Consider the following 24,162-nt stretch of genomic DNA (forward strand, 5'->3'; position numbering starts at 1 on the left):
GACCTCCTAGCGACTGCTGTCTCGAATCGTCAGTTTGGTGGCTAATTTGACCATGCAGGGAACACTTGGTTGACTCCCTTGAAAGGTCTGCCGCAACATCTGAATGGCTTGCTTGCCCATTTCCTCTGTGTAGACGGTCACTGTAGAGAGGGCAGGAAAGACATACTTAGCAATCGATGTATCATTGAAGGAAATGAGACTGACGCGATCAGGTACTGCGATTTGGTGCTCCTGAAGGGACCGAAGGGCCCCAACAGCTATGGCATCACTGGCCATGAAAAAGGCAGTTGGTAAGTCGTCGCCCAGTGCTTGAATCAGCTGCTCCATCATCTGATAGCCTGACTCAGTTGTGAACTGACCGACAGCGACAAAGCGCTCCTCATAAAGCCCTTTTTCCGTGAGAAACTGTTGAAAGGCTCGTTGACGAGGATCCATCTGAAGCGGTGTCGCATCTGCGGTCTCTTCTTGCCCAACCAAGAGTCCGATCTCCTTGTGATGATGCTCAAGGAAATGCTCGAGAGCGGTGATAACAGAATCTTCTAAATCTGTCGTCACGCAAGAATGCCCCAGATAGAGGGTATTGCTATCGACAAAGATCAGGGGCTTGCCATAGCTTTCTAGATCTTGAATGGTCTTGGGACTGAATTTCCCAAGAGCAATAATACCTTCTGCCTCCTGAATCAAAGACCAATCGTCCTTGTTGAAGATACGAAAGATCTCATAGCCTAATTCCTGGGCTTGTTTCTCCAAGCCCATCCGAATGGCATAGTAGTAGAGGTCCTCTAATTCTTCTTCGCGCGTGTACCATTCAAAGATGACGATTTTATGAGAATCTTCGATTGGTTGAGGCGCTGTTTTGCGGCTTTTCTTTTGGTAATGCAGATCCTCAGCGATGCGAAGAATCCGACTGCGCGTGTCTTCACCAACCGATAAGGTCGCATCCTGGTTGAGGACGCGAGAGACCGTTGCCTGAGAAACGCCTGCTTTTTCTGCAATGTCTTTAATCGTTGCCATAGTTCATCCTTTATTGCTTACTAGTTCCAGTATACTCTAAATACTAGTAAAAAGAAATAAATTTTTACTAAATTTTATGTTTACTGCGATATTGGCTAGGAGTTAGGTGGCTATAGGACTTAAAGGCCTTTGAAAAATAGAGGGGATCTGAAAAGCCAACTGAGTAAGCTACGATCTTGATGCTTTCGTCTGTATTGGTCAGCAACTGCTGGGCACGTTGCATGCGGACCGAGTGCAGGAATTCTTTGGGAGAGATCTGGTGAAACTCCTTAAAAACAGTTGTCAGGTAAGACCGATGGACATTGAGGTCATCGGCGATCTCTTGAATACTGAGATGCTCTTTTGCGTAATGCGTCTCAATCACATGCTTGCAAGTCAGATAGAGTTGATAGGTTGGAGATGGATGGTTCCGATGGATGTCGGGAGCCACTTCACTGATAAGAAATAGCAGTTCATAGATCTGAGAGAGGAGGTGGAGTTGGTAGTGCGAGGTCATCTTAGAGTCCTCTGCCTTGTGGACGAGTTGCTCCATAAACAGCCCGATCCGCTCTGTGTCCACCTCATTTTTCTTTAGAAAGCCTTTGGCATGTAAGGTTGAAAAGCGCATGAAATCACTCACCTTGGTGCCACTAATCCCAATCCAGTAGTAGGACCAAGGATCTTCTGCGTCTGCCTGGTAGTAGGTCACCATATTTTTAGGGAGAAGGAAGAGATCCCCGGCTTCTAAATGGATTTCGTTTTTATTGATGTGAAAGACACCTTTTCCCTTGGTGATAAAATGCAGAACAAAATTGTCTCGAAAGCTAGGACCAAATTCATAATTCTTGGGGCAATCTTCGTAGCCGTAAAAATCAAGGGCTAGATCAATAGTGTCGGTTTGGTATTCTGAAAAGACTAACATAGGTAAACCTCCTACCTAACATTTTACCATATAAGCCCAACAAAATTCTATTTCCGAAAGCGTTTACATCAAGTAAAATAAAGACATGTAAAAAAAGAAAAATATTGGAACTAAATATAAAAATACATAGTGATATTTTTAGGGTCCAATGGAGGAAGATATGGCAATTCGTATCGAAAAAAATTTGTTCTATGTAGAAAGTAAGGGACTGAGCCTCATCCTTGAAAATCGAGATGGCTACCTGATGCTTAAGCATCTGGGGCATCCGATCCCGTCTTATCATTTTTCCAATACCGTGCATGAGAAGGATCATGCTTTCTCAGGAAATCCAACACCTGACCATCGAACCTTCAGCTTGGATACCCAGCGTCAGATCTTAGGACAGCACGGGCTTGGAGATTTTCGAAAGCCGTCTATTCAAATCCAGCATGGTGCCACAGAGGTGACGGATTTCCTCTATGTCGGAGCCAATATCTACTCTGGCAGTGTCGAGGCAACTGGTCTTCCCAATCCACATACAGTAGATAGTGCTGAAACCTTAGCCCTGGTCTTTGAAGATGATCAAGCGGCTCTTCGTTTGACCCTTTATTACACGGCTTACGAGGATCGGGCAACCATCACTAGCTTTTCAAAGATTGAAAACTGCAGTGATGAAACCGTCGTGATCCATAAGGCTCTTAGTGTGTTGGCCGATGTCCCAGCTGGTGACTACGATGTCATCACCCTTCAAGGGGCCTATGCGAGAGAAAAAACAGTCCGCCGTCAGCAAGTGGAACAAGGAATCTTCTCTATTAGCTCCAACCGTGGTGCTTCTGGACACGCCCAGACCCCAGCCCTCATCCTTGCTGACCATGAAGTGACCGAAGATGCCGGCTCTGCCCTTGCCTTCCAACTGCTCTACAGTGGAAATTTTGAAGGATTTGTTCAAAAAAATCAACTCAATGAAGTTCGGGTTGGATTGGGAATCAATCCAGAAAACTTTGCCTGGGAGTTGGCACCGAATCAGAGCTTTGATACACCGGTAGCCATGATTAGCTACTCCCATAAGGGATTGACTGGTCTCAGTCAAGAGAGTCAAGCATTTGTCCAAGATCATATCATTCCTAGCCAGTTTGCTCATAAAGAACGTCCAATTCTGATCAACAACTGGGAAGCAACCTACTTTGATTTTAAGAAAGACAAATTATTGGAGCTAGCGGATGAGGCTCAAAAAGTGGGGATCGAACTCTTTGTTCTTGATGATGGCTGGTTTGGCAATCGTTATGATGACAATCGGGCCCTTGGTGACTGGACTGTCAATGAAGAAAAATTAGGAGGAAGCCTAGCAGAATTGATCCAAGGCATCCATGACAAGGGACTTCAATTTGGCCTTTGGGTGGAGCCAGAAATGATTTCTGTTGATAGCGACCTCTACCGTGCTCATCCAGACTGGGCTATTCAAGTCCCAGGTTACGAACACACCTATTCACGGAATCAACTAGTACTTGATTTCTCAAATAGAGAAGTGGTTGCTTATATCAAGCAGGTCTTGGATGACTTACTTGGAAAGCATGAGATCGACTATATCAAATGGGATATGAATCGGAATATCACCAAGCTTGGAAATGGTAAAACTTACCTGGAAACCAAGATGCAATCCCATGCTTATATCTTGGGTCTCTATGAAGTGGTTTCGTACTTGACGGAGAAATACGAGCACATCCTCTTTGAGTCTTGCTCCGGTGGTGGTGGCCGTAATGACCTCGGTATGATGCGTTACTTCCCACAGGTCTGGGCGAGTGACAATACGGACGCCATTGCCAGACTTCCGATCCAGTATGGATCTAGTTATCTCTATCCAACTATTTCTATGGGAGCTCACGTATCAGCGGTGCCAAATCACCAGATAGGACGGATCACACCACTAGAAACACGTGGCCATGTAGCCATGATGGGAAATCTAGGCTACGAATTGGATTTGACCAGTCTTTCTCAAGAAGAGTTGGATGCCATCGCAGCTCAAGTGGCTCATTACAAAACGATTCGACCCCTTGTTCAGTTCGGAAAACACTACCGCTTGATCCATCCAGGCCATGGTAGCAATCAAGCAGCCGTCCAGTTCACTTATCAAGACCGTACGGTTGTAACCTATGTACGGGTCTTATCAACGGTTGAGGAGATCGAGCCGACTCTGAAGCTCAAAGGTTTGGAAGAAGATTCGCTCTATAGCTTAGAAGGGACCAACCAAGTCTATTCAGGAGCTGAGCTCATGTATGCCGGCTTAACCGTCGTTCTTCCTCAGGGAGATTTCCTCACTAAACAATATGTTTTTGTCAAAAAATAAAAGGAGACAGCCAAATGAAATGGTATAAAAAAATCGGACTTCTTGCGACAACAGGCTTAGCCTTGTTTGGGCTCGGTGCTTGCTCCAACGATGGTAAATCGGCGGATGGCACAGTGACCATCGAGTATTTCAACCAGAAAAAAGAAATGACTAAAACTTTGGAAGAAATCGCGCGTGATTTTGAAAAGGAAAACCCAAAGGTCAAGGTCAAAGTTGTCAATGTACCGAACGGTGGTGAAGTATTGAAAACACGTGTCCTCGCAGGAGATGTACCAGATGTGGTTAATATATACCCACAGTCCATCGAACTACAAGAATGGGCAAAAGCAGGTGTCTTCGAAGATTTGTCCAATAAAGACTATCTCAAACGCGTGAAAAACGGCTACGCTGAAAAATATGCCGTGAACGGAAAAGTCTACAACGTTCCTTTCACAGCCAATGCTTACGGAATCTACTACAACAAAGATAAATTCGAAGAATTGGGCTTGAAGGTTCCTGAAACTTGGGATGAGTTCGAACAGTTAGTAAAAGACATCGTTGCCAAAGGACAAACACCATTTGGAATTGCAGGTGCAGATGCTTGGACGCTCAATGGGTATAATCAATTGGCCTTTGCGACAGCAGCAGGTGGGGGTAAAGAAGCCAATCAATACCTTCGTTATTCACAGCCAAATTCCATTAAATTGTCTGATCCGATTATGAAGGATGACATCAAGGTCATGGATATTCTTCGCATTAAAGGTTCGAAGCAAAAGAACTGGGAAGGTGCAGGTTATACAGACGTTATCGGAGCCTTCGCGCGTGGGGATGTCCTCATGACACCAAATGGGTCTTGGGCCATTACTGCGATCAATGAACAAAAACCGAAATTTAAGATTGGGACCTTCATGATTCCAGGGAAAGAAAAAGGACAAAGCTTAACCGTTGGTGCGGGAGACTTAGCATGGTCTATCTCAGCTACTACCAAACATCCAAAAGAAGCCAATGCCTTTGTGGAATACATGACCCGTCCAGAAGTCATGCAAAAGTACTATGATGTGGACGGATCTCCAACAGCGATCGAAGGGGTCAAACAAGCAGGAGAGGATTCACCGCTTGCTGGGATGACCAAATATGCCTTTACGGATCGTCACTTGGTCTGGTTGCAACAATACTGGACCAGTGAAGCAGACTTCCATACCTTGACGATGAACTATGTCTTGACAGGTGATAAACAAGGAATGGTCAATGATTTGAATGCCTTCTTTAACCCGATGAAAGCGGATGTGGATTAGGAGTAGAGAGACTATGAAAAAAGTATTACAAAAATATTGGGCATGGGCTTTTGTGGTCATTCCCCTCTTGTTACAAGCAATTTTCTTCTATGTGCCGATGTTCCAAGGAGCCTTTTACAGTTTTACCAACTGGACAGGTTTGACGTATAACTACAAGTTTGTCGGCTTAAACAACTTTAAACTCCTCTTCATGGATCCAAAATTCATGAATGCGATTGGATTTACCGCGATCATCACCATTGCCATGGTGGTTGGTGAGATTGCCCTTGGGATCTTCATTGCGCGTGTCTTGAACTCTAAAATCAAAGGTCAAACCTTCTTCCGTGCATGGTTCTTCTTCCCAGCTGTTTTGTCTGGTTTGACAGTAGCTTTGATCTTCAAGCAAGTCTTCAACTACGGTCTTCCAGCGATTGGGAATGCCCTTCATATTGAGTTCCTCCAAACCAGTCTTTTAGGGACTAAGTGGGGAGCAATCTTTGCGGCTGTCTTTGTCCTTCTATGGCAAGGGGTGGCCATGCCTATCATTATCTTCCTAGCAGGTCTGCAATCCATCCCAACTGAAATTACAGAAGCAGCCAGAATCGATGGAGCGACTAGCAAGCAAGTCTTCTGGAATGTTGAATTGCCTTACTTGCTACCAAGTGTCTCTATGGTCTTTATCCTGGCCCTAAAAGGTGGGCTTACCGCCTTTGATCAAGTCTTTGCCATGACTGGTGGGGGTCCAAACAATGCCACAACCTCACTTGGGCTCTTGGTTTATAATTACGCCTTTAAAAACAACCAATTCGGTTATGCCAATGCCATTGCCGTAATCTTGTTCTTCTTGATTGTAGTGATTTCGATCATCCAATTGAGAGTATCTAAGAAATTTGAAATTTAAGAGGAGAAGCACGATGAAACAAGATGAAAGAAAAGCCTTGATTGGCAAATATATTCTATTGATTCTAGGATCGGTTCTGATTTTAGTGCCGCTCCTTGCCACCCTCTTTAGTTCCTTCAAACCTACCAAGGATATCGTAGACAATTTCTTTGGATTCCCGACGAATTTCACATGGGACAACTTTAGCCGTCTCTTGGCTGATGGGATCGGAGGCTATTATTGGAACTCTGTCGTCATCACTGTCTTGTCTTTACTTGCAGTAATGATCTTTATACCCATGGCAGCCTACTCCATTGCACGTAATATGAGTAAGAGAAAAGCCTTTACTATCATGTACACCCTCTTGATCCTTGGGATTTTCGTACCTTTCCAAGTCATCATGATTCCGATAACGGTTATGATGAGTAAACTCGGTTTGGCTAACACCTTTGGTTTGATCTTGCTCTACTTGACCTATGCGATTCCACAGACGCTCTTCCTCTATGTAGGGTATATCAAAATCTCTATCCCAGAAAGTCTGGATGAAGCAGCAGAGATCGATGGGGCTAATAAATTTACAACTTATTTCCGTATCATCTTCCCAATGATGAAACCGATGCATGCGACAACGATGATCATCAATGCCCTTTGGTTCTGGAATGACTTCATGTTGCCACTCCTTGTCTTGAACCGCGATTCAAAAATGTGGACCTTGCCTTTGTTCCAATACAACTACGCAGGCCAATATTTCAACGACTACGGACCAAGCTTTGCCTCTTACGTGGTCGGTATCATCAGTATCACCATTGTCTATCTCTTCTTCCAACGCCATATCATTGCAGGAATGAGCAACGGCGCAGTGAAATAAGATACAAAGGGACGATTCAGCTTGCTGAAAATTTCTGTAGAAAAATAGGAAATCGACGTAGTGTGCTAGCACACAAGGAGATTTATCTTTTTTCCTAAGAAATTAGTCCCGTGTTCAATTCCAGATACAAAGGGACGATTCAGCTTGCTGATTTAAATCGTATCCTAAGAAGCAATTCTAAAAATATATAAATTCAAGAAAGCCAGGTCTCTTCAGACTTGGCTTTCAAATAAAGAAAAGGAGACCATTATGCCAATTCAAAACAAAACCATGTTAATTACTTACTCAGATAGCTTAGGAAATAACCTCAAGGATCTCTATGAAAATCTGGAGAAGCACTTTGGGGATGCAGTAGGTGGGGTTCACCTCTTGCCATTTTTCCCATCAACTGGTGACCGTGGCTTTGCGCCTGTAGACTATGACCAAGTGGATCCAGCCTTTGGAGATTGGGAAGATGTCAAACGCTTGGGCGACAAGTACTATCTTATGTTTGACTTTATGATCAATCACATTTCTCGTCAATCTAAATACTACAAGGACTACCAAGAAAAGCACGACCAAAGTGCCTACAAGGATCTCTTTCTCAATTGGGACAAGTTCTGGCCAGAGAATCGCCCAACTCAAGCAGATGTGGACTTGATTTATAAGCGCAAAGACCGGGCTCCTAAACAAGCCATCACTTTTGCGGATGGGACGACCGAGCATCTCTGGAATACCTTCGGGGAAGAGCAGATTGACCTAGACGTGACCAAGGAAGTGACCATGGACTTTATTCGCAAGACCATCGAACATCTGGCAAGCAATGGCTGTGACCTCATTCGTTTGGACGCCTTTGCCTATGCAGTCAAGAAATTGGATACTAATGATTTCTTCGTGGAGCCAGATATTTGGGATTTGTTGGATAAGGTGCGCGATATGGCGGCCAGCTATGGTGCTGAGCTCTTGCCAGAGATTCATGAACACTATTCCATCCAATTTAAGATTGCCGATCACGACTATTATGTCTATGATTTCGCGCTACCCATGGTAACCCTCTATAGCCTCTATAGTTCAAAAGTGGAGCGCCTTGCCAAGTGGTTGAAGATGAGTCCTATGAAGCAGTTCACGACACTCGACACCCATGATGGGATTGGGGTAGTCGATGTCAAGGATATCTTGACAGATGAAGAAATTGACTATGCATCAAATGAGCTCTATAAGGTAGGAGCGAATGTGAAACGCAAATATTCCACAGCAGAATACAACAACTTGGACATCTACCAAATCAATTCGACCTACTATTCAGCGCTTGGAGATGACGATGGCAAGTATTTCTTAGCCCGCTTGATTCAAGCCTTTGCGCCAGGCATTCCACAAGTTTATTATGTTGGATTCCTAGCTGGGAAGAATGATTTGGAACTCTTAGAAAACACCAAGGAAGGCCGCAATATCAACCGTCATTACTACAGCAATGAGGAAATTGCTCAAGAAGTAGGGCGTCCAGTCGTACAATCCCTTCTCAAGCTCTTTAGTTTCCGGAACAACTCGCAAGCTTTTGACCTAGAAGGAAGCATTGAGGTGGAAACACCAGATGAACATACCATTGTCATCACGCGCCAAAACAAAGACCAGACCGCCACAGCAGTAGCCCGAATCAATCTTGCTGATGGGACTTACCAAGTGACAGAAAACGGTCAAGACATTGTGTTTTAAAAAAATATGAACGAACTAAAGGATAAGTAAAAAATGCTTATCCTTTTTCTGTTTTATACATTGCAACCGTTTACAAAACTATAAAACAATGGTACAATATCTATTGAAAGAAAGGAGGTCGCTTTATGAAAAAAATCATTTATCCATCTGCGGCCCTATTAACGGCTTTTGCTCTATTATCCGTTCAAACAGCAAAAGCAGACACAGCTCAAGCACCGGATCAAGCCAATGAACCGGCAGCAACAGTAGAAGAGGTGGTGGCTTCTCCAACTCCAGAAACCGCCACAGAAAATCAGGGAGAAGTGGCCGAAACGCCGACGACAACAGACCGTGCAGCTGTCCCTGCTGCCTCTCCAACGGTAACATCGACAGAGACAGCATCTCCTGAAGTGGAAAAACTGATTGAAAACATGCCACTCAAACAAAAGGTGACTCAAATGATCATGCCGGACTTCCGTAAGTGGCAGGAGGCTAATCAGGAGTCGCCACAGGATCTCACCAAGGTCAATGCTGAAGTAGCAGATGCGATTGATAAATATGATTTTGGAGGCGTCATTCTTTTTGCTGAAAACGTCAAAGAGACCAAGCAAACCCTGGCTCTGACGCAAGATATGCAAAAGGCAGCGATTGAAAACAAGGCCAATAACGGGAAAATTCCGCTATTGTTAGCCATCGACCAAGAAGGGGGGATCGTCTACCGCTTGGGTACGGGTACAGCCCTTCCTGGGAATATGGCCATTGGGGCTACCAATGATCCCAAACTAGCGAAAGAAGCCGGTCAAATCATAGGACGTGAACTTTCTGCACTAGGCCTGAATGTGGACTTTGCTCCGGTTCTAGATACCAATAATAATCCTCAAAACCCTGTAATTGGGCTTCGTTCCTTCTCATCTGACCCAAACCGGGTTGCCTACTTGGGTATTCCGATGATGAAAGGGATTCAAGACTACAATGTGGCTGTAGCAGCCAAGCATTTCCCAGGTCACGGAGATACAGCGGTCGATTCCCATACGGGTCTCCCATTGGTGGATAAATCTCTTGCTGAGCTTGAAAAATTAGAACTCCTTCCATTCAAAAAAGCTATGGATGAAGGGGTCGACCTCTTGATGACAGCTCATATCCAGTACCCGCAGATTGAAAAAGATCAGGTCGTGTCAAAAGAAACGGGTGAGAAAATCTATGTTCCAGCGACTCTCTCTGATGATATTTTAACGGGCTTGGTACGGAAGAAATACGGCTATAAGGGCGTGATTGTCTCTGATGCCATGGGAATGGATGCTATCGCTAAGAACTTCGGTGAGGTGGAAGCCGTGAAGATGGCTATCAAAGCCGGAGTTGACCTGGTTTTGATGCCAACGACCCTTCGCAGCAAAGCCGATTTGACCAAGATTGATACCATCGTCAATGCAGTGGTAGATGCGGTCCAAACCGGTGACATCTCAGAAGAACGCTTAAATGAGTCGGTTCGTCGGATCCTGACCCTCAAAGAAAAACGTGGGGTCCTGAATTTTGATCCAAGTGCTCGGACAGCTGAAAAAGCAGAGGAAGCAGTCGGATCTAGCCTCAACCGTGACTTGGAACGCAAGATTGCAGCAGCAGCGGTGACGGTTGTAAAAAATGAAGACAATACCTTGCCATTTAAGGTGCAAACAGGGGACCATGTCTTACTACTCGGAGCTTTTGAAAATGAAGTCCCAGGACTAAATTTGGGCATGCGTCGCTTAATCGCGGATGGAGTGCTTCCAAAAGATACCTCCTTTGTGGCCAAGAACTTCACTAAGGAATCCACCCTTGATAGTCTAAAAGAAGACCTTGAAAAAGCCACCCATATCGTAGTGATTTCAGAGATCGGTTATGAAGGGCAACTGGATAAAGATTTCTGGCGGACCAAGATTCCAACAGAAATCGTCAATTATGCCAATACCAACCATAAGAAGGCAGCTGTCCTTTCTATCTCTAAACCTTATGATGTAGCCAACTATCCCGCAGCCAAAGCCATTTTAGCAGTCTATGGAAATAAGGGAATGGATCCAACGGAATCCCTCAAACCAGACAATGCATTTGGTCCTAATATTCCTGCAGGAGTGGAAGTCATCTTCAATGGCAAGGAACATCTAGGTACCTTACCGGTTGATATTCCAAAAATTGTAGACGGAAAAATGTCGGAAACAGAGTATGCCTACCGCATTGGTCATGGTCTTTTCTATCCAGCACCTGCTCCATTGCCAACACCAGAAGTCCAAGATCCAACTTCACCAGGCCAAGATCCAACTTCACCAGTCCAAGAACCAACCCATCAGACACAACCAGTAGAGGTTGGTAACACAGGAACTCAGGTCCTTGTTAGCACTCAAGAAACAGTTCGTCCTCTTGATCGTCCACAAGTTCGTCTGATCTCTGTGTCACATGACACTGATCAGGCTCCTGTCAGCGAGTCAGCCAGTCCTGCCTCATCGGTATTGCCAAAGACTGGTCAAACAGAAAACCTCCTAGCCCTCATGGGTGTCAGCCTCTTAACCTTCCTTGGATCTTTTGTCTATCCAAGAAAGAAACACTAAAGGATTCAGAATCTCAATTGGGTGATTTCCCAATTGAGATTTTTTGGTAAAAGTTTACTAAAATTAACTCGAGATGGCAATGATGGAATAGAAGTTGTAATCGGAGGAAAACCCTTTGTTATCGCCTTTCTGGGCATAAAATAAAAAATTAATAAAATTTTACTAAAAACACTTGAAGTTTTACTTGCGATCAGATATAATACAAGTATAAAAACGTTTACAAAACTAAAGGAGTTTCTCATGACGACAACAATCACATCTCAAGATTTACAAGCAAAATTCCAGGCTGTCTTTGGGGGAAAGGCTGACCACACTTTCTTTTCACCAGGACGGATTAATCTGATCGGTGAACACACGGACTATAATGGTGGGCATGTCTTCCCAGCAGCCATTACACTTGGTACCTACGGGGCTGCAAGAAAGCGTGAGGATAAGGTCTTGCGTTTCTTCTCAGGAAACTTTGAAGACAAGGGGATCATTGAAGTTCCGCTTGAAAATCTCCACTTTGAAAAAGAGCACAACTGGACCAACTATCCAAAAGGCGTGCTCCACTTCTTGCAAGAAGCTGGTCATGTCATTGATAGCGGTATGGATGTCTATGTCTACGGCAATATTCCAAATGGATCCGGTCTTTCTTCTTCAGCATCGCTTGAGCTCTTGATTGGCGTCATCGCTGAGAAACTATATGATCTTCACTTAGATCGTCTAGATCTGGTCAAGATCGGGAAACAAACTGAAAATCACTTCATCGGAGTCAACTCTGGGATCATGGACCAATTTGCCATCGGTATGGGAGCTGACCAACGAGCTATTTATCTCGATACCAACACCCTAGAGTATGATTTGGTACCGCTGGACCTCAAAGACAATGTCGTAGTCATCATGAATACCAACAAACGCCGGGAATTAGCGGATTCAAAATACAATGAACGTCGTTCAGAATGCGAAACCGCCGTTTCTGAACTCCAAGAAAAATTGGATATCCAAACCTTAGGAGAATTGGATCTCTGGTCTTTTGATGCCTACAGCTACTTGATCAAGGATGAAAATCGCATCAAACGGGCTCGTCATGCTGTACTTGAAAACCAACGGACCCTCCAAGCTCGTAAGGCCCTTGAAGCAGGGGATTTGGAAGGCTTTGGCCGTCTCATGAATGCTTCCCACGTATCCTTGGAACATGACTACGAAGTGACAGGTCTAGAATTGGATACCTTGGTGCATACAGCCTGGGAACAAGAAGGAGTGCTTGGTGCTCGTATGACGGGAGCAGGCTTTGGTGGTTGCGCCATCGCCCTTGTCAACAAAGATAAGGTTGAAGCATTTAAAGAAGTTGTCGGCAAACGCTATGAGGAAGTCGTTGGCTATGCGCCAAGCTTCTACATTGCAGAGGTTGCGGCGGGGACACGGGTACTTGATTAAAAAGGAGATAGGATGACAGAACTGGTATTAGATGCATTTGTCACAGCCGTCATTGCGGCGAGTGACTACGAAGAGATGGATCGGATTTATCTAAAAAATCGCATCATGAGTCGCATTGGAGAAGAAGGGCTAGACGCCCCAGCTCAAAAAGAAGAGTTGATCGCACTCAAAGATCAGCTGGTAGAGATCGCTGTTGCAAATAGCAAGATCCAGGATAGTATGGCCGCAAAAGACAGTTTGGGTGCGGAGTTGATGGATTGGATCACCCCTAGTCCTAGTCAAGTCAACCATCGCTTTTGGGAGACCTACCGTCAGTCCAAGGAAGACGCGATTGCGGATTTCTATGCCCTCTCTAAGCGCAATGATTACATCAAGGTCAAAGCCATTGCGCAAAATATTGCCTTTGAGACACAAACTCCCTACGGTTCTCTTGAAATCACCATCAATCTGTCAAAACCTGAAAAAGATCCTAAAGACATTGCAGCGACCAAGCTTGCCAAAGCCAGTCATTATCCAGCCTGCCAATTGTGCTTTGAAAATGAAGGCTATCAAGGTCGCCTAGACCATCCAGCCCGGGCCAATCATCGGATTATCCGTTTTGACATGGACGGTCATGACTGGGGCTTTCAGTATTCCCCTTATGCCTACTTCAATGAACACTGCATTTTCCTCGATAGCCAGCATGTTCCTATGGCCATTAGCCGCAAGACCTTTGAGCGACTCTTGACCATTGTCGAGACTTTCCCAGGCTATTTTGCAGGGTCCAATGCAGACCTGCCCATTGTAGGGGGATCCATCCTGACTCATGACCATTACCAAGGCGGACGCCATACCTTCCCTATGGAGCTAGCTCCTGTTGAGGAAAGCTTTAGCGTTGAGGGATTTGAGGCTGTATCGGTAGGAATTGTCAATTGGCCCATGTCGGTTCTCCGTTTGCAATCGGACGACAAGGCGCAATTGATTGCCCTGGCAGACCATATCCTCACAGCCTGGCGAGGCTACTCGGATCCAGCTGTTCAAGTCTTAGCGGTATCCGACGGTCAGCCCCACCATACCATTACACCCATTGCACGGATTCGTGATGGGTATTATGAACTGGACTTGGTGCTCCGTGACAACCAAACCTCACCAGAGCATCCCGATGGTATCTATCACCCACATGCAGATGTGCAACACATCAAAAAAGAAAATATCGGCCTGATCGAAGTCATGGGCTTGGCCATTTTGCCACCTCGCCTCAAGGAAGAGCTCAAGCAGGTTCAGGACTATTTGCTTGGACGTGAGAGTACTGTGGCGACCTACCACCAGCCTTGGGCAGATGATTTGAAAGCCACTCACCCAGCCATCACAGACGAATCAGAGGCAGAAGTCCTTGTCCGTGAATCAGTTGGCCAGATCTTTGCGCGCGTGCTCGAAGATGCCGGAGTCTACAAGCGAACAGCAGAAGGACAAGCTGCCTTTAGACGCTTTGTTGCGACACTTTAAGTGTGGAGAAGCGGCAGAAATTTGGTACAATAAGAGAGAAGACAAGAAGCGAAAGGAAAACAAATGGCAATACTCGTACTCGGAGGAGCTGGCTATATCGGTTCCCACATGGTGGACCGCTTGGTCAATGAAGGACAGGAAAAAGTCGTCGTGGTTGATAGTCTGGTCACAGGCCACCGTGCAGCGGTGCATCCAGATGCCGTCTTTTACCAAGGAGACCTGGCGGACCAAGACTTTATGCGCACTGTGTTTAAAGAACACGAAGATATCGATGCGGTCATCCACTTTGCGGCCTACTCACTGGTCGCTGAGTCTATGGCAGATCCATTGAAATATTTTGATAACAATACAGCAGGCATGGTCAAACTCTTGGAAGTCATGCATGAATGTGGGGTGCACTACATCGTCTTTTCTTCAACTGCTGCCACCTACGGCATTCCAGAAGAAATTCCGATTCTTGAAACCACTCCGCAAAAACCAATCAACCCTTATGGTGAAAGCAAGCTCATGATGGAAACCATCATGCGTTGGGCCGATCAAGCCTACGGGATCAAGTATGTGCCCCTTCGTTACTTTAATGTAGCGGGTGCCAAGCCAGATGGATCCATCGGAGAAGACCATGGACCAGAGACTCATCTCTTGCCGATCGTCTTGCAAGTGGCCCAAGGCAAACGCGAGAAGATCTCTATTTTTGGAGATGACTACAAGACACCAGATGGCACCAATGTTCGGGACTACGTCCATCCATTTGACTTGGCAGATGCCCATCTTTTAGCGGTTGAGTATCTGCGTAATGGGAATGAATCGACTGCCTTTAACCTGGGCTCGTCGACCGGATTTTCCAATCTTCAAATCGTTGAAGCAGCCCGCAAGGTGACAGGACATCCGATCCCACTTGAGCTGGCCGATCGCAGACCAGGAGATCCAGATACCTTGATTGCCTCATCTGAAAAAGCGCGTGCCATCCTTGGTTGGCAACCCAAATTTGACAATATCGAAACCATTATCCAAACAGCCTGGGCTTGGCATTCCAGCCACCCAGATGGCTACAATGATCGATAAGGAGGGGCTGCGGACATCATTTTTGAGACTTTTTTAATAACATCTAAAACGACAGTTGATCTTGCCAAATGACTCGTTTCAGACGTCAGTCATTTCCCTAACCATCATAAAAAAGTGAGGTATTCAAAATGAATAAAACCACAAAAATGTTAGCCGTCTTCTTGACAGCGGGTCTTCTTTTAGCTGGTTGCACACAAAAAGAGAGTACAAAATCTACTAGTCCATCGTCTACTAAGGCGACAAGTAAAGCAACAAGCAAATCATCCGCTAAAGAGAAGACAAAAGAGTCATCAACTGATGAAAGCAAAAAAGAAGATGCACTAGCAGGTGCTCAAAAAACCGTTCTCGAAACGAGTGATGAAGCAGGTAAGTCAACCATCACCTTGTATTACAAGGGAGATACCTTGTTATTACAAGAAAAAGTTGATGATTACGACGTCTCAAAAGTTCCTGGTGAGAACCCTCTTGAAACCATGAAAGAAGCCGTCGCAAAAAGCCAAGAAAAATTCAAAGATCTGATGGGCCATGGATTTGAACTGACATCAGAATACAAAGACGGAATCTTTTATATCCGCAATACCATTGATTACACAAAAATCGATTTTAATAAATTAAAAGAAATCGTACCAGGCTTCAATCCCCTAGATGACAAAACAGTCAGTTATTCAGTAACGAAAGACAGTCTTATCAAAGGCGGTATGGTCGAAAAATAAACCAAATGGAGAGCAGTTCAGTTTGCTGCTCTCTTTTTGTTTTAGCATGAATTCATGGGTTTATTTTGGTAGAATAGGATTTAAGGAAAATAGTGAAATGGATGAACACGTCATTATGTTAGCAGGAGCATAGGGTGAATATTCTTAAAAAAATTGAAGATAAAACATATCAAAATGAGGACTTAATAAATAATATAGATTTAAATCCTATAGTCTCCTATCATATCATTAAAGAAATTGTTAACCGTAAAATCAATGATATTAACGTTATTGATAAATTAAAAGAAATTTCTGTCAAACTGTCTGTCAATGATTCAGTTTTAGGTTCAATTTGCTTAGGTCATATGTCTTTCGCTGCGTTAAGAAAATTAGGGATTGATGTACGGAGAGCTGATGGTCGTTCAGCTATTTCTGATTACGATTGGGAATTAGTTGATAAATTTTATCACGAAAGTGGCTGGTGAGGGCGTAGTTATCTAAACGACATTGAACGAGGTAAAAATAATGCAGTTAAAGCAAGAATTAGCGAAGTTACTATTAAAAATAGGGGAGTCAAATCTGAATCAGTCGGATTTATTTACAGAAGAAAAACCATCTCTATTTTTACCAGAAGGACGTACTATTTATTTAGAGGGCGATTATTACTATATTGTTGGTGTCGAACGTGGCAAAATAAATTCTGAGAAAAAATTTGATAATAAGGAAGATATTCTTTATTATCTTTTACAATCATATGTTACTAGAATAGCATCAAAGAATGCATGGACTAATGCAAATGGAGATTTTGAACGTTATAATAGCCTTTTTCAAGAGGAACAAATTCGCTTATTTAATATAATTGATCCTAAATATGGAGAGAAGAAGGAAGAATAATAAACTAAATTGAAGGAAAAAATAAAAATTATAGAAGCTATTAAAGAAGGAAACGTTGAAGATATACTTCGCGGAAGACAAAAGTATCGAATTGAACCTCCAACTTTTGTTCCAGACGTTTTTCCTACAGATATAAATCAGATACTGTTTGAATATTTTTATAATCAAAGTGATATCAAAAACATTCAATTATTATTAGAGAACTCTTTAATTAAATTGACAAAGAGTTCAGCTACGGATTTGTATATTTCAATATTATTTTTCGATTCAATACTCTTTATGGAAGATAAGGGTATTGCCACTTTTAAAATTGATACTTCAAGATTAGTAGCTGAAATAGCATCTAGGATACAAAAATTTCGGGAAGAGTTAACGAAAAGTATAACTTTTGATAATGGATTAACAAAAAAAGACCCTATGAATGTAATTGTCCGCTTCAATCAGAGATACAAAAACAAATATAATTTTTCAATTCTTGAGGATTAGAAATAGGCTAGAACAAGTGTTAAAAAGACAATATAAATTATTCAAGAGTGTCGACGACAAAATAGCACTCACCGTCCTATATAACAGAGAAAATTATAAAATTTTAACAACCTTTATGATGACGGAAGTTCATACTTTTATCCGGATGTTCGCGAAGCTTTGGAGAATGTCATTTCTGGGAATATGGAAGAATCCGCTTTTGATGGTAATTTATTGGGAAACGAAGTTGGAAAAGAAATAACTGAAGTCTATTATCAGATGGATGATGAAAGTCTTGGAGACCCTTGCTTCATTCCTACAAATCATGAGAAAGAGGAGTATTTGGACTTAGTTCAAAAGCTAGAGGAATTTGATTACTCTCTTGCCACCTATTTCCGTCAGTTGATTGACTAGAAAGGAGAAAGTCATGAATGATTTACTCCTTATCCCAGTAATTTTTTTAGCAATAGGAGGAATTCTTATTCTTTTATGGAGACTCTTTCTTATTGCCAGTGGACTTTTCCTTATTGGTTTTGTCAGTTTTCTTATTTTCGTGGAGGGCTATGGAATATATTTGTTCTTTACTGAACCGACCCTTTATATGGAAGATTTATCCCAGAATGGTCTGATCAGTTTTACAGGATTTTATGCGGTATTTAATCTATCCTTACTTTTATGTGGTGTTTTGAAAATCATTAGTTGGACAAGAAGATTAAAAAGTAGCTGAGCAAGAGATTGTTCAGCTACTTTTTAATTGGGCACTATAAAAATTTTTCTCGAAAATAAGAAACTTGCACGATTTACTCATTACTTAGCCAATACTAGAGTTTATACTAGTTACTGTAAAGATGATCATCTAAAAGAAGGAAGGAGGCAACCTTATGGCTAAAAATACAAGTCGTCCAGAGATTGATTCTCTAAGTTTCGAGGTTGAAAACCAAGAACTTTCCGGGAAATCAGGAGCTGGTGGTACACAGCTTTTAAAATGACACTAGCAGGTCGCTGTGGATTGTGTTTCACCTGTTCCTATGAGTGTACGATAAATAATGTTCGTTGTTAGATAAAACAAAAGGAAAATTCTAGTATTTTATTACAAAACTTTGACAACACTTTGATTTAGTGTTATATTGACGGGAGAAATACAAATAAAACAAGATAACTTTGAGATTGATTCTTTGGATTATGGAAATTAATATCCAAGAATTGGATGGAAAATCTGCTGCTGGGTGGGGGACGGCTGTTAGATTAACAGCACAGGGGCGCTGTGGTTGGTAGTTTACATATTCTTTTTCGCCAAACATGCGCTGTGGATAAAACTCTCTATTTTTTGACAGGAGGATAAAATGGAAGGAATTATTGGGACACTAGAATTCTATGCACCTGTACTGGTCTTAGGAGTTGTTGTCATAGGGATTGTTTACTTTATGAAAAAAAGAAACGATCGCAAATAATCAAATCGACCGATACCTGAAAAAGGCATCGGTTTTTTATAACTTGAATATATTGCACAAAATACTCATGGAAAACCTTGAAAGAAACCGTATAATGAGAGAGTAATAAAGAAACGGAGGAATGAAATGATGAAACAGCTTATTGTGACAGGATTAACGAAAACATTTGGTCAAGGGGATAATATCGTTCATGCTTTATTAGATGTGAACTTGTCCGTTGAAAAAGGTGAATTCCTGGCAATTATGGGGGCTAGTGGTAGTGGAAAAACAACACTTCTCAACTGTATTTCAACGATTGATAAACCAACATCAGGTGAGATTCGATTTGAAGATTTCGACATCATCCATGCCAAGGAAAATGAACTAGCTGACTATCGTGCTAAAAACATTTCCTATATTTTCCAAGCTTACAACTTGGTGGAAACCTTGACAGTTTATGAAAATATTGTTCTACCTCTTCAAATTCAGGGGAAAAATATCAAAAAACATCAGGATAAGATTTTGGAAATTTTGGATAAGTTGTCCATCCAAAACTTAAAAAATAAGTTTCCTAATCAGTTATCAGGTGGTCAGCGACAACGTGTGGCAACTGCTAGAGCCTTGATTGATGATTCTAAACTGATTATCGCAGATGAGCCGACAGGAGCCTTGGACTCTGCCAATTCTGAAAAACTGATGGCGCTTTTGCAGGAAATCAATAAAAGTTTTGGTATTACCATTTTATTGGTTACCCACGACCCTGCCGCAGCAAAGTATTCCTCACGGATGGTGCTACTTAGCGATGGAAAGATTATGGATGATTTGGAACGTAACAGCTTATCTAATGAACAGTATTTGCAAGAGATTTACAGCCGTACCAGATAGGAGGATGAGAGTATGTATCCAAAATTAATTTTACGAAATGTATTTCGAAATTTACAGACTTACACCATCTACTTTTTCAGTCTAACCTTGATTTATAGCTTGCTCTATGCTTTTAATGCTTTACCAAGCCATCCAGTGATGCAAAGTTTATCAGGGGCAAAGGAAATGTTGACGACGGTGATGGGTCAGTACATGGGCTTGCTTTCCTATCTGATTCTATCGGCGATTGCCTTTCTCGTCGTTTATTCCACAAACTTTGTCCTGGGACGGCGTAAGAAAGAGCTGGGACTTTATGCAACGCTGGGAATGAAGAAGAAGCAGATTATCCGTACCCTGTTCTTTGAAACCATGCTGGTCAATATCTTTTCCTTGATTCTAGGTTTCTTGCTTGGCTTGATTTTACTGGTCATTCTATCTAAGGTTGCATCTGAGTTTTTTATGGCCAATTACTTTGGTAGTCTGCTTTTTTTTGATAGCAAGTCTGTCATCTTACTAGTTTATTCCTATTTGGTAACCAGTTTTATTGTTGGTGTCATGGACATTCTTACCTTTAGAAAGCAAAATATCATTGCACTCATTCAAGAAAATGGGGTCAAGAAATCTGTCTTGGCAAAAGGCAAGCCAGTTCTTCAAGCACTTCTCTTTATTCTTTCGACAGCTGTTATCGGTTTTGGTGCTCTCTATTTTTCAGACTATCACCATCTATCACTCTTGAAAAGTTGGGGTATCTTGCTGGTATCTGTCTTCGTGATTTTTGTGATTTTATTTTACAATACCTTGAGCCATTTTATCTTGGTTTCCCTTAGAAAACTGCCTCAAACCTACTATCACAAACTAAACAGTTTTAAAATTCGTCAATTTTCAAAACAAGCTGATAGTAATTCGGTCACGTTGGCTGTCTTATCCTTAACCTTGACCCTGGCTCTCAGCTTACTAGTTTTTAGTGGTAGTGCCTATACGACTATGAACCGAGAGCTGAACAAATACTCACCTTATGATGTAACTGTCAATCTCTATCGTGGTCAGGAGTTCCAGTTTTCTCAGGAATCTGTCAAAGACAGATTAAAAGCAGATGGATTTGACTTTAACCTCATCAAAGAGGAGTACAGCTATCCTATCTATTCTAGTGATTTAATCTATAAAGATTTGATTGATACTAGCAATCTCTGGGCGCATGATAAGGAACTTCCTGAATCAAAAGTACCGATTTTAGGAATTTCTGCCTACAATCATCTCCGCAAACTGCAAGGGGAAAAAGCGGTTGACTTGGCAGATAACCAATTTCTGGTCAATGCTAACTATAAAGGAACTGCCAAGCAGATTCAGGACTTTCTATTAACGACAAAAACTCTCATGATTAACGGTTATTCTCTTAATCTTGCGTCTTCAAAGCCGCTTGAAACAGTTTACTTTTTATCGTCAGTGGGTACAAATGACACAGGAACCTTAATTGTACCAGATAAGGTAGTAGTTGGATTGACGGAAGACCACACGACCTATGTTGCAAATTTCAAAGAAAATATCGACAAACGGAAAGTAGAAACATTCTTAAGTCAGTGGATAGAAAAATACTACTTCACTCGTGATGGAGCAGAGTTGAATCCGTTCACCTATCAAACCAAAGGAAGAATTTTTGAGATTTATCTTGGATTTATGGGCGTCATTGTCTTTGTCATGATTTTTGTCAGTGTTATTTTTATCATTATTTCCCTCAGTATCTTGTCCCTTCAAACTTCTACAAGTGCTTTGGATAGTGTCAATGATTATCAAATCTTATATCTTCTTGGGAATAAGAGGAAGCAAAATCGCTCTATTCTTTTGCAACAGATTCTAAGTTATTTCTTGGTTCCGCTGGTCATCGCAGGTCCGCTAGCGCTTGCCTTAAGTACCGCACTTCTAGGCTATTTTGAAAATTTCGCTAATACCAGCATTTCTATAGATATCACCTATCTGGGAGTAGCGGTCTTACTATTTGTCCTTTACCTGCTAGTGACTTACAGAGTAAGTTGGCAAATTATTGAAAATTAAGTCAAATACCAGAGTTGCCTATCCGACAATTCTGGTATTGTGTTATAATGATATTAAAGTAGTTCAGGAAGTGGATATATATGAAACAGTTTGTCAAATCGCTCTCGAAAAACTCACTTTTATTGTGGTGGTTGACGATTTTGAATCATCTAGCTTTAATGATTTATATTTATCATAGGATCACTCTGGACTTTTCGACAGATTTTTCCTTGCAGATGGTTTTATTGCTGATTATTGCTTTAATTGTATTTAGCTATATTTGTAATATTGTGACCTTTCGGTATAGTGAGTTGAAACTTTGGTTGCTCCTGATGATGTTTCTCATTAGCTGGCAATCCATATTTAATCAAGGAGCTGCGAGCACCCTGTTGCACTTTTTTGATATTCTTCATCCGCTCAACTCTTTTTTATTGGTGTATAGTTCTCTGTATATTATCTTTCTGGGAGAGAAAATAGGAGAAGAACTGTTGAGTGTGTCCTTTGTGTTGACACTAATCACCATTAGTTCATATCTGTTAAGTCCTTCAATTTTTCTATTTCTGTCCTTGTTTGCGTCTTTCTTTTTAAACCTTGTTCCCTTGATTTTACTGATTTTATATCATAAAGAGTTGAAAAGTAAACTCAAGTATCAGAGACGAAATTTGTGGATATTAGCTTTGATATTGCCTCTTTCTTATTTCTTTTTGTATATCAATACGAGGGGCTCAGGAGTGATGAACCTAGTCTGGTATCTGGAAATTGTTGGCATTTTAGCTTTTTTACACTTCAAAACAATTATCAGCTCTCTTCAAAAAAAGGTATCAGAGTTAAAATTGTCCTATATAAAAGCTTTTTCACGCTTGTTTTTACTGGTTATGTTTTTGTTAGTAGGCATTTTCATCATCTTTCGTCTAGATTTAAACACGAGCTTTTTGGTCTTGAATATCATGTTACTATTGTTCGGGATTTGTTCGGAAGAATTGATTCGCCTCTTTCGTTCTGCTGAAATGCTAGATTCTGGGGATTATGTAAAAGTTCTCTTTTTAAAGCGTAACCGTATGGTGAAAAATCTGCTGGCAAATGAAGATACAGAACAACAGTTCTCCGAATTTCTTCACAATGAAATCCTGCAAAATGTTATGGCAATAAAAAATTTCAATAAATATAGTAGCAATCAAGCTTTTGGTGAACAGATCAATCTGGTAACAGAGGAGTTGGTTCAGCGGATTCGTGAGCGGATGGATTATTATCAGCCAATGGTAGAAACAGACGAACAGTTAGACATCCAGTATCAAGGGCTGATTAATCGGATTGTCAAACGCTATCACGCAGAAAATGAAGTAGTCACACAGTTTCCTGCCCACTTTAGGCTTTTATCTCCTTACGATAAAATTGCCTATCGTCTGGTTGAGGAGTTGGCGACCAATGCCGTTAAGTACGCTAGTGGTGGAAGGATTTCTTTGAAGATTGATGTGCATGATGACGCTATTTTTATCATTTCTGAAAATGACTGCCTTCAAACAGAAAAATCCTTAGGTTATGGATTGAAAAATATGTCTAATAAAATTAGTGTTTTAGGTGGTCAAATGCAGATTTTTGAAAATAATAAGAGATTTCGTGTAGAAATTACTCTCCCGATTGATAAGGAGTTGTGTTATGAAAATTTTATTAATTGATGATCATAAATTATTTAGCCAAAGTATCAAGATGATTTTAGAGTTATCGGAAAACATTAAAAAGGTCCAGTTAGTAGATGATTTTTCGACTATTTCGGAGATTACTTTTAATGACTACGACATTATTTTGATTGATATCAACCTGACGAGTCTGTATCAAGATGATGGGCTGACCTTGGCACAAGAGATTATCGACAATGGTTATTCTAGTAAGGTTGTGATTTTGACAGGTTACAGTAAAAAAATGTATGAACACCGAGCTAAAGTTATGGGGGCTTATGGCTTTCTGGACAAAAGTATGGACCCAGATGAGTTGGTGAAAAAACTGGAAAAGATTTATCTAGGTGGTAAGGTCTTTTCAGATGAAGTAATGGTAGAGGTGTTAACACCACGAGAAATCGAGATACTAGAACTGGTTAGAAATGGCTTGACCATTGATGATGTCTGTGACAAGGTCTATGTGAGTAAACGTACAGTTTCCAATCACTTGGCCAATATCTTTTCAAAATTGGGAGTGATTAACAGGCAGGAGGCGATTCACATCGCTGAGCAGTTGGGCTATTTTCCACCAGATTAAAAAGTTGCAGAAGATGCAGCTTTTTTAATTTATTTACAAAAATTGCACATATTACTCATTCTAATAAACAGTAAATTTGAT

Annotated in this window: 22 protein-coding genes; 20 read left to right on the forward strand and 2 right to left on the reverse strand. The window is 41.8% G+C overall.

Translation table 11 applies throughout. The annotated features are described in order from the left end of the window. Positions 1-6: 6 nt before the first annotated feature. Positions 7-1,014, reverse strand: a complete 1,008-nt coding sequence (locus HMPREF3002_RS03220; protein ID WP_070665254.1) for a LacI family DNA-binding transcriptional regulator — start codon at positions 1,012-1,014, stop codon at positions 7-9. A 67-nt stretch (positions 1,015-1,081) separates the two neighbouring features. Beyond that, on the reverse strand, positions 1,082-1,915 hold the full coding sequence (locus HMPREF3002_RS03225) for an AraC family transcriptional regulator (protein WP_070665256.1): 834 nt from the start codon (positions 1,913-1,915) through the stop codon (positions 1,082-1,084). Between the two features lie 160 nt (positions 1,916-2,075). Between HMPREF3002_RS03225 and HMPREF3002_RS03230 the strand changes: the two genes are divergently transcribed. The 20 genes from HMPREF3002_RS03230 (at position 2,076) to HMPREF3002_RS03325 (ending at position 24,081) form a co-directional block, all read left to right on the forward strand. After that, entirely contained in the window at positions 2,076-4,238 is a 2,163-nt protein-coding gene (locus tag HMPREF3002_RS03230) for an alpha-galactosidase (protein WP_070665258.1), read from the forward strand. A 14-nt stretch (positions 4,239-4,252) separates the two neighbouring features. Then, positions 4,253-5,512, forward strand: a complete 1,260-nt coding sequence (locus HMPREF3002_RS03235; RefSeq protein WP_049473981.1) for an extracellular solute-binding protein — start codon at positions 4,253-4,255, stop codon at positions 5,510-5,512. A 13-nt stretch (positions 5,513-5,525) separates the two neighbouring features. Next, positions 5,526-6,392, forward strand: coding sequence for a carbohydrate ABC transporter permease (locus tag HMPREF3002_RS03240; protein WP_023022883.1), 867 nt, complete (start codon positions 5,526-5,528; stop codon positions 6,390-6,392). Positions 6,393-6,405: 13 nt separating this feature from the next. Further along, positions 6,406-7,239, forward strand: a complete 834-nt coding sequence (locus tag HMPREF3002_RS03245) for a carbohydrate ABC transporter permease (protein WP_021153463.1) — start codon at positions 6,406-6,408, stop codon at positions 7,237-7,239. A gap of 249 nt (positions 7,240-7,488) precedes the next feature. Beyond that, positions 7,489-8,931: a sucrose phosphorylase gene (gene gtfA / locus HMPREF3002_RS03250; RefSeq protein WP_049503669.1), complete on the forward strand. Its 1,443-nt coding sequence runs from the start codon at positions 7,489-7,491 to the stop codon at positions 8,929-8,931. Between the two features lie 125 nt (positions 8,932-9,056). Further along, entirely contained in the window at positions 9,057-11,489 is a 2,433-nt protein-coding gene (locus HMPREF3002_RS03255) for a glycoside hydrolase family 3 N-terminal domain-containing protein (protein ID WP_070665260.1), read from the forward strand. Between the two features lie 240 nt (positions 11,490-11,729). Beyond that, on the forward strand, positions 11,730-12,908 hold the full coding sequence (locus HMPREF3002_RS03260; RefSeq protein ID WP_371106569.1) for a galactokinase: 1,179 nt from the start codon (positions 11,730-11,732) through the stop codon (positions 12,906-12,908). 12 nt (positions 12,909-12,920) lie between these two features. Then, positions 12,921-14,393 (forward strand): UDP-glucose--hexose-1-phosphate uridylyltransferase, encoded by a 1,473-nt coding sequence (gene galT / locus HMPREF3002_RS03265; RefSeq protein WP_070665262.1) that lies wholly within the window; start codon positions 12,921-12,923, stop codon positions 14,391-14,393. A gap of 63 nt (positions 14,394-14,456) precedes the next feature. Then, complete coding sequence (galE, locus tag HMPREF3002_RS03270) at positions 14,457-15,455, forward strand: UDP-glucose 4-epimerase GalE (RefSeq protein WP_070665264.1); 999 nt, start codon at positions 14,457-14,459, stop codon at positions 15,453-15,455. A gap of 128 nt (positions 15,456-15,583) precedes the next feature. Continuing rightward, on the forward strand, positions 15,584-16,168 hold the full coding sequence (locus HMPREF3002_RS03275) for a DUF1307 domain-containing protein (RefSeq protein ID WP_070665266.1): 585 nt from the start codon (positions 15,584-15,586) through the stop codon (positions 16,166-16,168). A gap of 134 nt (positions 16,169-16,302) precedes the next feature. After that, positions 16,303-16,632 carry a hypothetical protein gene (locus HMPREF3002_RS03280; RefSeq protein ID WP_070665268.1) on the forward strand — a complete coding sequence of 110 codons (330 nt, stop codon included), beginning with the start codon at positions 16,303-16,305 and terminating at the stop codon, positions 16,630-16,632. Between the two features lie 22 nt (positions 16,633-16,654). Next, on the forward strand, positions 16,655-17,041 hold the full coding sequence (locus tag HMPREF3002_RS03285; RefSeq protein ID WP_070665270.1) for a hypothetical protein: 387 nt from the start codon (positions 16,655-16,657) through the stop codon (positions 17,039-17,041). 9 nt (positions 17,042-17,050) lie between these two features. Beyond that, on the forward strand, positions 17,051-17,527 hold the full coding sequence (locus HMPREF3002_RS03290; RefSeq protein ID WP_070665272.1) for a hypothetical protein: 477 nt from the start codon (positions 17,051-17,053) through the stop codon (positions 17,525-17,527). 183 nt (positions 17,528-17,710) lie between these two features. Then, complete coding sequence (locus HMPREF3002_RS11305) at positions 17,711-17,920, forward strand: hypothetical protein (protein ID WP_083312651.1); 210 nt, start codon at positions 17,711-17,713, stop codon at positions 17,918-17,920. After that, entirely contained in the window at positions 17,913-18,233 is a 321-nt protein-coding gene (locus HMPREF3002_RS03300) for a DUF5966 family protein (protein ID WP_083312652.1), read from the forward strand. Before HMPREF3002_RS11305 ends, HMPREF3002_RS03300 begins: the two co-directional genes overlap by 8 nt. A gap of 616 nt (positions 18,234-18,849) precedes the next feature. Then, positions 18,850-18,957, forward strand: coding sequence for a QVPTGV class sortase B protein-sorting domain-containing protein (locus HMPREF3002_RS10885; RefSeq protein WP_004256158.1), 108 nt, complete (start codon positions 18,850-18,852; stop codon positions 18,955-18,957). 129 nt (positions 18,958-19,086) lie between these two features. Further along, the gene (locus HMPREF3002_RS03310) at positions 19,087-19,821 is read left to right on the forward strand and encodes an ABC transporter ATP-binding protein (RefSeq protein WP_049498462.1); all 735 of its coding nucleotides are present in this window, start codon (positions 19,087-19,089) and stop codon (positions 19,819-19,821) included. 12 nt (positions 19,822-19,833) lie between these two features. Beyond that, positions 19,834-21,849 (forward strand): FtsX-like permease family protein, encoded by a 2,016-nt coding sequence (locus tag HMPREF3002_RS03315; RefSeq protein ID WP_070665276.1) that lies wholly within the window; start codon positions 19,834-19,836, stop codon positions 21,847-21,849. Between the two features lie 80 nt (positions 21,850-21,929). Beyond that, positions 21,930-23,504: a sensor histidine kinase gene (locus HMPREF3002_RS03320; protein WP_049498464.1), complete on the forward strand. Its 1,575-nt coding sequence runs from the start codon at positions 21,930-21,932 to the stop codon at positions 23,502-23,504. Beyond that, positions 23,485-24,081, forward strand: coding sequence for a response regulator transcription factor (locus HMPREF3002_RS03325; protein WP_049498465.1), 597 nt, complete (start codon positions 23,485-23,487; stop codon positions 24,079-24,081). The genes HMPREF3002_RS03320 and HMPREF3002_RS03325 overlap by 20 nt, the downstream gene beginning before the upstream one ends. Positions 24,082-24,162 lie beyond the last annotated feature (81 nt).

It is taken from the genome of Streptococcus sp. HMSC065E03 (genome assembly GCF_001815045.1).
GTDB lineage: Bacteria > Bacillota > Bacilli > Lactobacillales > Streptococcaceae > Streptococcus > Streptococcus parasanguinis_AD.